We start from the raw sequence: 14,507 nt of genomic DNA, 5'->3' as shown, positions 1-14,507 counted from the left end.
ACGACGACCCGCCAGCGGCGGCCGTGGTGGTCCTGAAACGCGAAAGGCCCCTCCGTGCGGAAGGGCCTCACTGCGTCAGCTGGTCAGACGTTGAAGCGGAACTCCACCACGTCGCCGTCGACCATCGTGTAGTCCTTGCCCTCCATGCGGACCTTGCCCGCCGCCTTCGCGTCCGCCTTCGAGCCCGCCGCGACCAGGTCGTCGAACGACACGACCTCGGCCTTGATGAAGCCCTTCTCGAAGTCGGTGTGGATGACGCCGGCGGCCTGCGGGGCGGTGGCGCCCTGCGGGATGGTCCAGGCGCGCGCTTCCTTCGGACCTGCGGTGAGGTAGGTCTGCAGGCCGAGGGTGTGGAAGCCGGCGCGGGCCAGGGAGTACAGGCCCGGCTCGTGCTGGCCGATCGACTCCAGCAGCTCGCGGGCCGACTCCTCGTCGAGCTCGAGCAGCTCGGACTCGACCTTGGCGTCGAGGAACACCGCGTCGGCAGGGGCGACCAGCTCGCGCAGTTCCTTCAGGCGGGGCTCGTCGGTCAGCACGCCCTCGTCGGCGTTGAAGACGTAGAGGAACGGCTTGGTGGTGAGCAGGGACAGCTCACGCAGCAGCTCGGTGTCCACTTCGGACTGCGCGGAGAACAGCGTGCGGCCGGAGTCGAGGATCTCCTTGGCCTTGTTCGCGTTCTCGAGCGCGACGCGGCGGTCCTTCTGCATCCGCGCCTCCTTCTCGATCCTCGGAATGGCCTTCTCGAGGGTCTGGAGGTCGGCGAGGATCAGCTCGGTGTTGATCGTCTCGATGTCGCTCGACGGGTCGACGCGGCCGTCCACGTGCACGACGTCCGGGTCGTCGAAGACACGGATGACCTGGCAGATCGCGTTCGCCTCGCGGATGTTGGCGAGGAACTTGTTGCCGAGACCTTCACCCTCCGACGCGCCCTTCACGATGCCCGCGATGTCGACGAACGACACCACGGCGGGCACCTCGCGCTCGGAGCCGAAGATCTCAGCGAGCTTCGTGAGGCGCGCGTCCGGCAACGGCACCACGCCCACGTTCGGCTCGATGGTCGCGAACGGGTAGTTCGCGGCGAGCACGTCGTTGCGCGTGAGCGCGTTGAACAGGGTGGACTTGCCAACGTTGGGCAGGCCGACGATACCGAGGGTCAAACTCACGGGGAGCGAGTCTACGGCAGGGAACGGTCGTGTCCGATTCCCGCGAGCCTTTGGCCGTTCCCGCTGGCAGGATCGACGGCATGGTCATTGACGAAGAACACGCCTACCGGGTCTGCGCCGCACGTGACGCCCGGTTCGACGGGTGCTTCATCCACGCGGTCCGCACGACCGGCATCTACTGCCGGCCGTCGTGCCCCGCGGTGACCCCGAAGCGCCGCAACAGCCAGTTCTTCCTGACAGCCGCCGCCGCGCAGTCGGCGGGCTTCCGCGCCTGCCGCCGGTGCCTGCCGGACGCCGTGCCGGGCTCACCCGAGTGGAACCTCCGGGCGGACCTGGCCGGCCGCGCGATGCGCCTGATCAGCGACGGCGTCGTCGAACGCGACGGCGTCACCGGCCTGGCCTCCCGGCTGGGCTACTCGGAACGCCACCTCACGCGGGTGCTGACCTCCGAACTGGGCGCTGGGCCGCTGGCTCTGGCCCGCGCCCACCGCGCCCACGCCGCGCGGTTGCTGATCGAGACGACTGAACTGCCGTTCGCGGACATCGCGTTCGCCGCGGGCTTCGCGTCGGTGCGGCAGTTCAACGACACCATCCGCATGGTGTTCGCCTCGACGCCGTCCGACATGCGCGGCCGAGGCAAGGCACCGGTCGGCACCCCCGGCCGGATCGTGCTGCGACTCCCCTACCGGCCACCGTTCGACGCCGACGGCCTGTTGATGTACTTCCGCGCCCACGCCTTGCCGGGAGTGGAGGAGGTCACGGCCGATTCCTACGCACGGACGTTGTCGCTACCGCACGGCGAAGCGACAGTCCGGCTGACGTTCCCCGCCGACCACGTCCTGTGCTCGCTGAGGCTGGCCGACGTGCGCGACCTGGGCGCCGCAGTCTCCCGCGTGCGCCGCCTGCTGGACCTCGACGCCGACCCGGAAGCCGTCGACTCGTTCCTCGGCGCCGACCCGATCATCGGCCCGCTGGTCCGCGCCACCCCTGGAATCCGCGTGCCGGGCAGCGTCGACGGCGCCGAAACGCTGCTGCGCCTGGTGGCCCCGTTCACCGGCGTGCCGCTGCGGATCCCGGACGGTGCCCTGACCCACCTCTACTCGGCGGGGGACCACCCCGTCACCGAGGCACTGGCAACCGGCAGACTCGCCGTGGACGTGGGCCGCTCGGCAGAAGACCTGACCGAAGAACTGGCACCCCTGGCCGGCGCTTCCGTCGCCGACGAGGTGGCCATGCGAGTGCTGGGAGCACCAGACGTGCTGGTACTCCCCCCGAACTCGCGAAACCTGGCTTCCCACGGCCCCGACTGGCGGCCGTGGCGCTCCTACGCCGGAGCACACCTGACGAGGAAGGCAGCAACATCATGAGCGTCGCACACACGTCCACTGTGGACACCCCGGCGGGGCCGTTCACCGCGATCGTCGCGCCGGACGGGGCAGTGCTGGCCAGCGGCTGGACCGCCGACATCGCCCTGCTGACGCCCCAGATCCACGCCACCCTGATGCCCACCGAGATCACTTCCCGCCCCGACCTCGGCGACGTCACCAAGTCCGTGGTGGCCTACCACGAGGGCGACCTGACCTCGATCGACACGGTGGAGGTCCGCCAGAAGTCCGGCCCGTTCCTGCAACACGCGTGGGACGTCCTGCGCACCGTCCGCGCCGGCGAACCGGTCACCTACAGCGAGTACGCCGAACTCTCCGGCCGCCCGGCGGCAATCCGCGCGGCGGCCTCAGCCTGCGCCCGCAACTCCGCGGCTCTGTTCGTCCCGTGCCACCGCGTGATCCGAATCGGCGGCAACCTGGGCGGCTTCCGCTGGGGCCTGGACGTCAAGCGCTGGCTGCTGGCCCACGAGGCCTGATCGCCTCTAACCAACGAGGTTGATCTCCGGCGGCCCGGCAACGGTCACCAGCTCCGTGTCGCACCGCGGACACGAACTGGTGACCGGCCAGACCTGGTTGGTCTGCACCGAGTTCTGGGGCCTGAACCAGTCGTCGTGCCCGGCGTCCCGGCACACGTGACAGCCGACGCGGTAGTGCAGCCGGACCCACCTCTTCTCGCTCAGCTCGGAAGCCCGCTCGTCCGGCCGCTTGAGGTCGAAGAACGGCGACCACCAAAAGGCCAACCGGCATCGCAACCGCTGCGAGGTCTCATCACCGGCGGTGTCGAATCCGGTGACCCTGATCGGCGCCGGATGCGCACCAGCGACATCGAGATCGTCCTGCCACTCCAACCGCCGCTCGGACGAATGGCACAACCCGTTCTCCGCATTGGGGTGCAACGACACGGTCCGCCCCACCCGACGGCACACAAAACAATCGTGTGCGTACTCCAACCGGTTCGACCAGACGAAGTGGGCAACCGGCGTCAGCGTGACGCGCGCGGTGATTTCCACGTGGGACAGCACGGGCCGAGGTTAGAGGGACCGACGGAGTTCGTCCACATGCGACGACCGCAGTGTGATGCGCAGATGGGTGAGCCCGTAGCCGATGCGCGCATGGGTATGCCCAGGTGCGATGCCGCGATGGCTGCTCTGTCGGTATTGCCGCGTGGGGAACTCTGTCGGTATTGCCGCGCCGGGTGAGCCCGCGTAGTGGTGCCTCGATGGGTAGCGGTGCACCCCCACGCCCCGCGATTGGGGCTTTATCTTGAGGGGGCGGGATGCTTCGCTGTTCGGGTTCGGCCGGGGCGCTTTAATCCCCGGCTTTTGGAGGCCGTCCAGCATCCCGCCAGAGGCTCAAGGTCAAGCCCCAATCGCAATCGTCGCGCAGCAGCGATGAACTCCCACGCCTCGTCAATGCCCGCGCAACGACGCTGGAACGCAACCAGCCAACGCAAGGCGACCCCTCCGCTGGAACGCGACCACCCGCATTCAAGCCGACCCGCACGCTCGCAACCGGCACCCGCCAACGCAAGCCGACCCCCGCCAGACCGACCCGCGTCACGCCAGCGAAACCTCCAACGTCGACCCACTGCGGGCCTTCCGCACCCGCAACCGCGTCGGAATCCGCTGCCGCAGTTCCTCCACATGCGACACCAGCCCGACCACGCGCCCACCGGCACGCAACTCGTCAAGCGTGTTCATCACGATGTCCAGCGTGTCCGAGTCCAGGGTGCCGAAGCCCTCGTCCACGAACAGCGTGTCCAGCAGCGCGCCGCCGGTCTCGTTGGCCACCACATCAGCCAGCCCGAGCGCCAGCGACAGCGAGGCCAGGAACGACTCGCCGCCGGACAACGTCTTGGCGGGGCGGGCGCGGCCCGAGTAGTCGTCCAGCACGTCGAGGTTCAGGCCGCCACGGGTGCCGCGGGCGCCGGCCGAGTCGGAGTGCACGAAGCTGTAGCGGCCCTGGCTCATGCGGTGCAGGCGGGCCGAGGCGGCTACGGCCACCTCCTCCAGGCGGGCGGCCAGGACGTAGGAGCGCAGTGTCATCTTCTTGGAGTTCTGGCCGCGGCCGTTGATCACGTCGGTCAGCGCGTCGAGCTCGGCGTAGGAGGCTTCCAGGGGCTCCAGGGACTTCCACTCGGCGCGCAGCCGGGCGGCCAGTTCGCCCACGCGGGCAAGGGCCGCTCGGGCTCGGGCCAGGCCGGTCGCGGCGGACGAGGCCGCTGCTCGGGCGGACGAGGCTTGCGCGGTCACCTCGTTCAGGTCCACCTCGGCGGCCGGGTCGACGTCGGCCAGCTCTTCCAGGGTGGCGGCGGCTGTGGCGCGGGCGCGTTCCCAGGCGGCGATCCGCTCGTCCAGCGCCTGGAGTTTGGCGGCTGGGCGGGCGGCGGACAGCGCGGCGTCCACGTCCGGGAAGCCGGCGTCCGCTGCCAGGGCGGCGACGGAGGCCTGCTGCTCCTCGACGCGGGCCAGCGCGGCGTCGCGGGCCGCGCGGCGGTCGGCTAGTTCGACCAGTGACTTGGCGAGGCGCAGCAGGTGGTCGCGGCGGGTCAGGACGTCCTCGTGTTCGCCGCGGGCCTTGTCCAGGCGGGCGCCGCGTTCCGAGACCACGGTGACCAGCGACGTGTGTTCGGTGCGCAAGCCCACCAGGTCCTGCTCGACCTTGGCCTTCTCGGCTCCCAGCTCGCGGGTCTTGGCTTCCAGGCCGACGAACTCGTTCTGCCGCTGCGACTTGGTCCGCGCCAGCTCCAGGGCCGCGTGGTACTCGGACACGACGAACGCCGGCTCGTCGGAGCCCAGGGCTTCCCAGCACGCCTGGATGCGCAGTTCGGCGGCGTGCGCGGCGCGTTCGGACTCGTTGCGGCGGTCCAGCGCCTGCTGCTCGTCGTGGGCCGCTTCTTCTTCGTCGGCCGCGTCGACGCCGCCGAGCATCGGCTGGGCCGGTGCGGGGTGCGAGGAGGAGCCGCAGACCGCGCAGGGCTTGCCGCGTTTCAGGGCCGCGGCCAGCTCGATGGCCATGTTCTCGAGGCGCTGGTGCCGGACCTGCTGGAGGACGTCCTTGGCCTTCTGGTGGACGTCGATCGCCTCGTGCAGCTCCTTTTTGGTGCGCTCCAACGCTTCCCCGGCGTCCGGCAGCGCGAGGGCGGCGTCCGCGCGGGCCTTCAGGCCCTCCAGGCGGGCGGAGGCCTCGGCGGCCGCGTCCAGCTGCGCGCGGCACTGGGCCACGCGTTCCGGCAGCACTTCCAGCTCGGTGTTCAGCGCCAGCAACCGGCGTTCGACCTGGTACGAGGAGTTCTTCAGCACCGACAGCTTGCGCACGTCCGCCTGCTGGCGTTCGGCTTCGGCGGCCAGCTCGGCCAGGCCGCCGGCTTCCTCGCGGTAGCGCTCCGCATCCTCACGTAACGACGAACCGGAGTAACCCAGGCGCGCCAGCGATTCCGCGGCACGCGCCTCGTCGCGGACCGCGAACTCGTAGGACTGCTGGAACTTCGCGATCTCACCGAACGCGGGCACGACGGGGATCGCGCGGCGGGCCGCGTCACGTTCGGCGAACCACGACGCCGAGTCGGCCGCCTCGACGCGGGCCAGCATCTCGCGGGCATCGCGCACGCGGCGGATCTGGTCGGCGTGCACGCGGGCCTGGGCCAGCAGGGCGTCCGCGCCGTCGGCCACCCCGGCCGTCTCCTCGGACAACGCCTCGGCTTCCCGGACCGCGAGCGACAGCCGCTCCAGCACCGATTCCAGCCAGCCCGGCTCGAACGACGGCTCCTCACCAGCTGCCTCAGCCACCCGGTGCATCAGCTCGGACGCGCCCTGGCGGCGTTCTTCCAGCACGCGACCGGCGACCACCCGCTTGTCGCGGAACCACTTCTCGACGTCCAGGAACCGCTCGGTGCCGAAGAGCTTCTCCAGCAGCACCTCGCGTTCGGCCGTGTCCGAGCGCAGGAAGCGGGCGAACTCGCCCTGCGGCAGCAGCACGACCTGGAAGAACTGCTCGTACGACATCCCGAGCATGTCCTCGACGGCCCGCGCCACGTCGTCGATGCGGGTGATGCCCTCGCCGTCCCAGCCTTCGAGCCAGGTCAGCGAGGCCTTCGCGGGCTGCGTCGTGAAACCGCCACCGCGCTTCTTCGGGCGATCGAACTCCGGCGAGCGCACGATCCGGAACCGCCGCGACTGCACGGTGAGCTCCAGCTCCACCGACGTCGGCACCTCGGGGTCGGCGTACTCGCAGCGCAGCTTCTTCACGTCGCCACGAGCGCCCGGCACCCGGCCGAACAGCGCGAACGCCACCGCGTCGAGCAACGTCGTCTTGCCCGCGCCCGTGTCGCCGTGCAGCAGGAACAACCCGTCCGCGCCCAGCTCGTCGAAGTCGACGGTCTCCGGCCGCGGGTAGGGGCCGAACGCCGTCAGCTCCAGGCGGTGCAGTCTCATTGCTCCTGCTCCCTCGCCACCGACGAGAACGCCTCACGCAGCAACGCCTTCTCCGCCTCGGACGGCTCGGAACCCCGTGCGTCCGACACGAAACAACAGGCCACTTCCTCGTCGGACCGGCCACGCACCCGGTCCGCATAGGTCATGTTGTGCTGCAGCCCCTGCTCCGGCCGCCACTCCACGTGCACCGCGTGCTCGAACCGCTTCTGCAACTGCCGCAACGCATCCATCGGCCGCACCTGGTCCGTCAGCACGACGGACAGGAAGTGGTCCTCGAACGGTTTGTGCGCGGGATCCTCCAGCACCTCGGCCAACGTACCGGTCAGCGAGGCCAGCGGGCGCGGCACCGGCAGATCCCGCCGCTCCACCCCGACGAGCCCGCCCGCGTCCAGCTCCACCAGCCACACCGACTTGCGGTGCCGAGCCTCGGAGAACGAGTACGCGAGCGGACTGCCCGAGTACCGCAGGTTCTCCGCCAGCGTCTGCGGACCGTGCAGATGCCCGAGTGCCACGTAGTCGACGCCCGAGAACACCTGCATCGACACGTCCTGCACGCCACCCACCGCGATGGTGCGCTCGGACTCCGACGGCGCCCCGCCGGTCACGAACGCGTGCGCCAGCACCACGGAACGCGCCTCACGCGATGCCAGGTCGGCTCGAATCCGCCGCATCGCCTCACCGAGAACCGGCGCGTGCCCCTTCTCCGCAATCCCGAGCACGTGCCGCGCGGGCTCCGGCTCCAGGAACGGAATCCCGTACACCGCAACGGGCCCGTGCTCGTCCGCGAGCTCCACCGGCTTGTCCAGCAACGAGATCTGCGTGCGCAGGTACAGCCCGCCGGACGCCGCGAACTCGCCGAACACCCCGATCCGCGCCGCCGAGTCGTGGTTGCCGGGTGTGATCACGATCCGCGCCCCGGCAGCACGGATCCGCATCAGCACCCGCGCGCACAACGACACCGCGTCGGCGGACGGCACCGCGCGGTCGTAGAGGTCGCCGGAGATGACCACGACGTCGACCTTTTCGGAAGACACCAGGTCAGCGAGGCCGCTCAGCACCGACTCCTGCTCCACGAGCAGGTCGCGGCCGTGGAACGTGCGCCCCACGTGCCAGTCGGAGGTGTGCAGGATCCGCATGGCACCAACCGTAGAGACGAGGTCTGACAAATCTCCGGGAGGGTTCCCGGCGTGTCACCCGATCGAGTTCAACATCTTTGAGGGAGCATCATCGGTGCCGTGACCGCAGTGATCATCACCGCCTCGCTCGTCCTGGCACTAGTCAGTGCCGGGGCGCTGCTGTTCGTCTGGCGCCTCTACCAGGACAGCGTCCGCCGCACCGACGAGGCGCTCGCCGCCATCGGCACCGAACGCGCGCGCTACGACGTGCAGCAACAAGCCCTGCAACGCTACGAAGTGGCGTTCTCCAGCGTGAGCGGACGCGGTGAGCTCGGCGAACAAGTGCTCGTCGAAACAGCGCGCGCACTCGGCCTGAGGGAAAACCTCCACTACACGCTGCAGACCGACGTGGCCGGCGGCGGCTCGGTGCGCCCGGACATGGTGCTGAACGTCGGCGGCGGCCGTGCGGTCCCCGTCGACTCGAAGATGTCCATGGCCTGCTGGGCGGAAGCGGTCGAAACGGACGATCCGCAGGAACGCCAGGACGCGCTGCGGGTGCACGTCCGCAACATCCGCTCCCGCGCCGCCGAACTGGCAGGCAAGGGCTACCAGCGCTGGGCGGACGCGATCTACGGCACGATCATGTTCGTGCCCAACGACGGCGCGGTCGTCGCCGCCCTGGACACCGATCCCGAACTCCTGCGCTGGCTGCTGGACCGCCGCGTCTTCCTGTGCGGCCCGACCGGGTTCGCCGTGATCGCGTCGTCCGCGATGTTCGCCGTCACCGAGCGGGCGCTGGCCGACGACGTCGAGCAGGTCAGGCTCCAAGCCGGCCGCGCGAACCGGGCAGCCGACACCGCCATCGATGCGGTCAACCTCTCCACCACGCACCTGCAGCGCTTCCTCTCAGCGAGGCGCAGGGAACTGGACGCTCTGGAGGGCTTCCGGGCGAGCGTGGAGCCGTTGACGGACGCCTCCGCCACCCCTACGCCCCTTCCTCTCGTCCGAAGGGCGGACGAACAGTCCGCTTAAAACGCACGGAGCGTGCCGACAGGTTGCTTCTAGGTGAGAAACCTGCGGACTGACGAACACCGAATGGCCGAACGGCTACCGTGTGCGGCGTGAGTGAGTTGCGCGATCGTTCGGCGGCCTTCGACGACGTCGAGGACTACGACGAGGTTCCGTGGAACTACCGGGCCGCCTTCGGTGAGTTCAGGGGCATCCCGTGGTGGGCTGCGATCCTGTGTGCGCTGGTCCCGGCGTTGATCGCCGCGTTCATCGACATCAACTCCAGCAAGACCGTCGGCTGGACGTTCATCGGTGTGTTCTTCGCCGGCGCGCTCGCCGGCATCCTGCTGGTCCAGCGTCGCAGCCTGTTCGCGCCGATGGTGCAGCCGCCGCTCATCCTGGCGGCCACGGTGCCCACGTTCGTGCTGGTCACCGGCGGCGTCCAGAAGGGCGGCCTCGCCAACATGGCGCTCGGCCTGGGCAAGCCGCTGATCGACAGCTTCCCGGTCATGGCCGTCACCACCGCCGTCACCGTCGCGCTCGGCATCCTGCGGATCGTCCTGCAGAAGGACCCGAACCGGCCGTCCAAGGACGAGGTCCGCGAGGCCAAGGCGGAGATCCGGGAACGCGGCAAGCCGGCCCGCAGGCCCCGTGAGGAGCCCGCCGAGGAGGAGCGCCCGCGCCGTCCCCGTCCGGAAGGCGCCCCCGCGCGCCGTCCGCGACCAGAAGGTGCCCCGGCCCGCCGCCCCCGCCCGGACGGTGCGGCCCGCGCCGAGCGTCCGGCAGGCCAGCGCAGGCCACGGCCACCGCGCGAGGACCGCTAGCCGCGACAACGCCCGTTGTTCGTGATCGCCCCCGCGAACGCCGTACAACGGATCACGGACAACAACCCCCCTGACCAGCACGCACTCTGCGAGCATGAGTTCGATGCCTAGGGGAGAACGTCCACTGGACGAGGGCGACAGCCCGCTGCTGCTGTTCGCCGGAGACTTGCGCCAACTGCGCACCAACGCGGGGAAGCCGAGCTATCGGGAGCTGTCCCGACGCGCGCACTTCTCGGCGAGCACGCTGTCCGACGCGGCGGGCGGACGGAAGCTGCCGGGGCTCGACGTCACGCTCGCGTACGTCCGGGCGTGCCACGGCGACGAGGCGGCGTGGGAGCGGCGCTGGCACGACCTCGCCGTCGCGATGGCGCAGAGCCGGTCCGTCGAGGGGCCGTCCCCGTACGTGGGCCTGAATCCGTTCACGATCGAGGACGCCGACCGGTTCTTCGGCCGCGAGGCGCTCACCCACACGTTGCTCGACCGGCTCGACCGGCAGAGGTTCCTCGCGGTGTTCGGCGCGTCGGGCGAGGGCAAGTCGTCGCTGCTCAGGGCCGGTATCGCGGCGAAGTTCGAGAACGCCGTGGTGTGCACGCCTGGCCACGACCCGGACGCCGCGATCGCCGAAGCCCTCGCCCGGTACCCGGACCTGCTGGTCGTCGACCAGTTCGAGGAGCTCTTCACGCTCTGCGAGGACGAGGTCCAGCGCACGGCGTTCCTGGATGCGCTGCTCACCGCAGACTGCAAGAAGGTGATCGCGGTCCGGTCCGACTTCTACCCGCACTGCGCCCAGTACCCGGAGCTCGCGGACGCGCTGACCGACGCCCAGGTGCTGCTCGGCACGATGACGCCGGAAGAGCTGCGCCGCGCCATCACCCAGCCCGCCGCGACCGTCGGCTGCACCGTCGAAACGGCTCTGCTGACCACTCTCGTCGCCGAGGCGGCAGGGCGCAGCGGCGTGCTCCCCCTCGTGTCCCACGCGCTGCTCGAAACGTGGCACCGCCGGCGGGGCAACACCCTCACGCTCGGCGGCTACCAGTCCGCGGGCGGCATCCAGGGCGCGCTCGCACAGAGCGCGGAGGCCGCGTTCGCCACGCTGGACGACTCCGAACAGCACCTGGCCAAGCAGCTGCTGCTCCGGCTGTGCGCCGACGGCACCAAACGCCCCGTACCGCGCCACGAGGTCGTGGGCGAGGAAGTGCTCGACGTGCTCGCGGACACCCGGCTCATCACCGTCGACGAACACACCGTCGAGGTGACCCACGAGGCGCTGTTCCAGGCCTGGCCGAGGCTGCGTGCGTGGCTGGACGAGGACCACGAGGGCCTCAGAACCCACCGCAGGCTCACCGACGCCGCCCGCACCTGGCGGGAGCTGGGCGAGGACACCGACTCGCTCTACCGCAGCACCAGGCTCGCCGAGACGACCGAGTGGGTCGCGCGGACCCAGCCGGAACTGACCGGCACCGAACGCGAGTTCATCGGCGCCTCGAAGGCACGGGAACGCCGCCGCACCCGCCGCCTGCGCTGGACCGCGGCCGGACTGGCGGTGATGCTGGTGGCCACCGCCGCGAGCGCCGTCGTGGCCGTCCAGCAACGCCGTGAGGTCGAACGGCTCGGCTTGATCTCGCAGTCGCAACAGCTCGCGGCGGCGTCGGAGGCCCTCTCCGTCAGCGACCCCCAGCAGTCCGCCCGCAAAGCCGCCGAGGCCTATCGGGCCTATCCCACGCCCGAGGCCCGCAGCCGCGTGCTGAGCGCGTCGGCCTCGGCACGCGGACGCAAGCTCGACCAGCTCAACGCCTGGAGCTTCGCGTTCGGCAAGGACTTCGTCGGTCTGATGGGCCAGGAAGGACTGGTAGTGCACGACATGGCCACCCTGTCGCTGAAAGCCCGCTGGCGGCCGAGCATGATCGGCGTCGTCTTCTCCTGGGCCATCGCGCCGGACGGACGCACGATCGCGGTGTGCCTGCACGACGGCCGGATCGTGCTGTGGACGGGCCCGGACGACGAACAGGTCGTGCTGCAGCGGACCGGCACGCGCGGCGGAGTCGCCTTCAGCGCGGACGGCCGCTCGCTCGTCGTCGGTGGCGACGTCTGGGACCTCGCCACCCGCCAGGTGCGCTACTCGTTGCCGGTCGGGCCGATCAACGGCCCGTTCGACATCGCGGACGACCGGGTGCTGGCGCTCGTGACCGGCGGCGCGATCGCGTTGTGGGACATGGAGACGCGGCAGCGGACGGGCGGCCTGCAGGTGCAGTCCGGCGACATCACCAGGGTGAGGCTGCTGCCGGGCGGCAAGCTGGCCGCGCTCGCCACCACCGAGGGGCAGGTGCAGGTGCGGGACCTCGCGACCGGCGCCGTGGTCGCCACGCCTCCCGCGCACACCGGCGTCGTCAACAGCCTGTCGCTCAGCGACGACGGCAGCATGCTGATCTCCGGCGGTGAGGACGGCCGCGTGCACGTCTGGAACGTCGCACAAGGCACCGCCATCACGACCATCACGATCAACGAACCGGCCCGCAGCGCGCGGTTCGCCCCGGACGGCGGACTGGCCGTGCTCACCCCGCGAGCCCTGCGGTTCTGGCCGCCAGGCAGCGTGCCGCGGACCGCCGGCTACACCGTCCGCGCGCTCACCGTCGACGACGACGGCACGATCGTCACCCTCGACGAAGCCGGCGTGATCGAACGCCGGGACACCACGCTGCGCACGCTCAAACGCATCGAAACCGGTGTGCCGCAAAGCCGTTCGAGCCGCTTCAGCCCGAACCACGATCTGGTCGTCCTGAACGGCGATCTCCAGGTGCGCGACGCCAGAACCGGGGAGACGGTCAGCGAACCGGCCGTCCGGACCGGAAGCACGGTCACCGGCGTCGCGTTCGGCGACAACCAGATCGCCGTGGTGAACTCGGCCGAACCCGACGCGTTGTGGTCGTTGGACAAGCAGAGCAAGCCGGACTTCATCGGCGGTGACTCCAGCGGCCCGCGCACCGCCGTCTCGTTCGGCGGACGCGACGGACAGCTCGTCTTCGCGCGCGAAGACGGCGAGGTGCTGATCCGCGACGCCGGCACGCACTACCAGAACCTGGCACTGCCCCGCACCCACTCCGCGGCGGTGCGGGCGCTCGCGCTCTCGCCGGACCGCAAGATCCTCGCGACGGGCGGCGACGACGGCCTGATCGCGTTGTGGGACACCGCCAGGTGGCAGAAGATCGGCGAACTGCGCGGACACGCCGACGCGGTAAAGGCTTTGGAGTTCAGCCCGGACGGCAGCCGGCTCGCGAGCGGCGGCAACGACCGCGCGGTGGTCGTGTGGAACGTGCGCGAACAGACCGCCTGGGCGACGTTGCGCGGTCACACCCGCGGCGTCACGCACCTGGCGTGGCGCCCCGACGGCTCACAACTGGTGTCCGCGGGTGCGGACGCGATCCAGGTGTGGGGCCTGGACATGGCCCAGGCCCTCCGCATGGTGGAGAACTAACTCTTGGTGGAGTGCTAGCGGACGAGGTCCTTGCGGAGCTCATGCGGCAACGAGAACGTGATCCGCTCGTTCGCCGTGGTGATCTCCTCGACCTCGCCGTAGCCGTGCGACTCGAGGAACTTCAGCAGCTCCATCACGAGCAGGTCCGGCACCGAAGCACCAGACGTGACGCCCACGGTCTCGACGCCCTCGAGCCACGCCAGGTCGACCTCCTTGGCGTAGTCGATCAGGTACGAGGCCTTGGCGCCGTGCTGCAGCGCGACCTCGACCAGCCGGACCGAGTTGGAGGAGTTCTTCGAGCCCACGACGAGCACCAGATCGCACGACGGCGCCATCGTCTTCACCGCGGTCTGGCGGTTCGAGGTGGCGTAGCAGATGTCGTCCGACGGCGGGTCCTGCAGCTCCGGGAAACGGTCCTTGAGCTGCCGGACGCGCACCATGGTCTCGTCGACCGAGAGCGTCGTCTGGGACAGCCAGATGACCTTGTTCGGGTCGCGCACCTCGACCTTGGCCGCGTCCTCGGCGGTGTCGACGAGCTTCACGTGGTCGGGCGCCTCACCGGCGGTGCCCTCGACCTCCTCGTGGCCCTCGTGACCGATCAGGAGGATGTCGTAATCCTCCTTGGCGAAGCGCACCGCTTCTTTGTGGACCTTCGTCACCAACGGGCACGTGGCGTCGATGGTCCGCAACGAGCGGTTCGCGGCCTCTTCATGCACCGCGGGCGACACGCCGTGTGCTGAGAACACCACGAGTGCACCCTCAGGAACCTCGTCCGTCTCGTTGACGAAGATGGCGCCGCGGTCGGACAGCGTCTCCACGACGTACTTGTTGTGGACGATCTCCTTGCGCACGTAGACGGGAGCGCCGTACTTCTCGAGGGCGAGCTCGACCGTCTCGACGGCACGATCAACGCCCGCGCAGTAACCACGCGGCTTCGCCAACAGGACTCGCTTGGGCATGGCTCCAGGGTACCGGGGTGCGTTCCTAGGTCGTGTCCTGCGAGTCCCGTTCGATGAGAGTCACATCCGAGAGGGTTTCTGGCGGTGCCGCCGCGGCTCCCTCATACCGGGCGTATCTGGGAGTTGCGGCGGTGCCGTCAGAAACCCC

Annotated in this window: 10 protein-coding genes; 5 read left to right on the top strand and 5 right to left on the bottom strand. The window is 70.1% G+C overall.

The genetic code is table 11. The annotated features are described in order from the left end of the window. Positions 1–83: 83 nt before the first annotated feature. Complete coding sequence (gene ychF / locus ACWGE0_RS25475; protein WP_452263400.1) at positions 84–1,163, bottom strand: redox-regulated ATPase YchF; 1,080 nt, start codon at positions 1,161–1,163, stop codon at positions 84–86. Positions 1,164–1,243: 80 nt separating this feature from the next. On the opposite strand from ychF, the gene ACWGE0_RS25470 reads away from it, so the two are divergent. Both ACWGE0_RS25470 and ACWGE0_RS25465 read left to right on the top strand, forming a co-directional pair. Beyond that, positions 1,244–2,530, top strand: coding sequence for a bifunctional transcriptional activator/DNA repair enzyme AdaA (locus tag ACWGE0_RS25470; RefSeq protein ID WP_452263399.1), 1,287 nt, complete (start codon positions 1,244–1,246; stop codon positions 2,528–2,530). Beyond that, the gene (locus ACWGE0_RS25465; protein ID WP_452263398.1) at positions 2,527–3,024 is read left to right on the top strand and encodes a methylated-DNA--[protein]-cysteine S-methyltransferase; all 498 of its coding nucleotides are present in this window, start codon (positions 2,527–2,529) and stop codon (positions 3,022–3,024) included. The genes ACWGE0_RS25470 and ACWGE0_RS25465 overlap by 4 nt, the downstream gene beginning before the upstream one ends. A gap of 6 nt (positions 3,025–3,030) precedes the next feature. On the opposite strand, the gene ACWGE0_RS25460 is transcribed toward ACWGE0_RS25465, so the two are convergent. The 3 genes from ACWGE0_RS25460 to ACWGE0_RS25450 form a co-directional block, all read right to left on the bottom strand. After that, complete coding sequence (locus tag ACWGE0_RS25460) at positions 3,031–3,474, bottom strand: hypothetical protein (protein ID WP_452263397.1); 444 nt, start codon at positions 3,472–3,474, stop codon at positions 3,031–3,033. Between the two features lie 630 nt (positions 3,475–4,104). Next, positions 4,105–6,981, bottom strand: a complete 2,877-nt coding sequence (locus ACWGE0_RS25455; protein ID WP_452263396.1) for an AAA family ATPase — start codon at positions 6,979–6,981, stop codon at positions 4,105–4,107. After that, positions 6,978–8,117 carry an exonuclease SbcCD subunit D gene (locus ACWGE0_RS25450; protein ID WP_452263395.1) on the bottom strand — a complete coding sequence of 380 codons (1,140 nt, stop codon included), beginning with the start codon at positions 8,115–8,117 and terminating at the stop codon, positions 6,978–6,980. Before ACWGE0_RS25450 ends, ACWGE0_RS25455 begins: the two co-directional genes overlap by 4 nt. A gap of 99 nt (positions 8,118–8,216) precedes the next feature. Here ACWGE0_RS25450 and ACWGE0_RS25445 point away from each other — a divergent pair, with 99 nt between their 5' ends. From ACWGE0_RS25445 to ACWGE0_RS25435, 3 genes are all read left to right on the top strand, one after another. Next, positions 8,217–9,128, top strand: coding sequence for a DNA recombination protein RmuC (locus ACWGE0_RS25445; protein WP_452263394.1), 912 nt, complete (start codon positions 8,217–8,219; stop codon positions 9,126–9,128). A gap of 89 nt (positions 9,129–9,217) precedes the next feature. Next, positions 9,218–9,928: a DUF6542 domain-containing protein gene (locus ACWGE0_RS25440; protein WP_452263393.1), complete on the top strand. Its 711-nt coding sequence runs from the start codon at positions 9,218–9,220 to the stop codon at positions 9,926–9,928. Positions 9,929–10,022: 94 nt separating this feature from the next. After that, on the top strand, positions 10,023–13,400 hold the full coding sequence (locus tag ACWGE0_RS25435; RefSeq protein WP_452263392.1) for an nSTAND1 domain-containing NTPase: 3,378 nt from the start codon (positions 10,023–10,025) through the stop codon (positions 13,398–13,400). Positions 13,401–13,414: 14 nt separating this feature from the next. Here ACWGE0_RS25435 and ACWGE0_RS25430 read toward each other — a convergent pair whose 3' ends face one another. Further along, positions 13,415–14,359, bottom strand: coding sequence for a 4-hydroxy-3-methylbut-2-enyl diphosphate reductase (locus ACWGE0_RS25430; RefSeq protein WP_452263391.1), 945 nt, complete (start codon positions 14,357–14,359; stop codon positions 13,415–13,417). Positions 14,360–14,507: the final 148 nt, after the last annotated feature.

The sequence above is a fragment of the Lentzea sp. NPDC054927 genome (assembly GCF_053610285.1).
The sequence above is the reverse complement of the archived record's forward strand: the minus strand, read 5'-3'. Positions and strand labels throughout refer to the sequence as shown.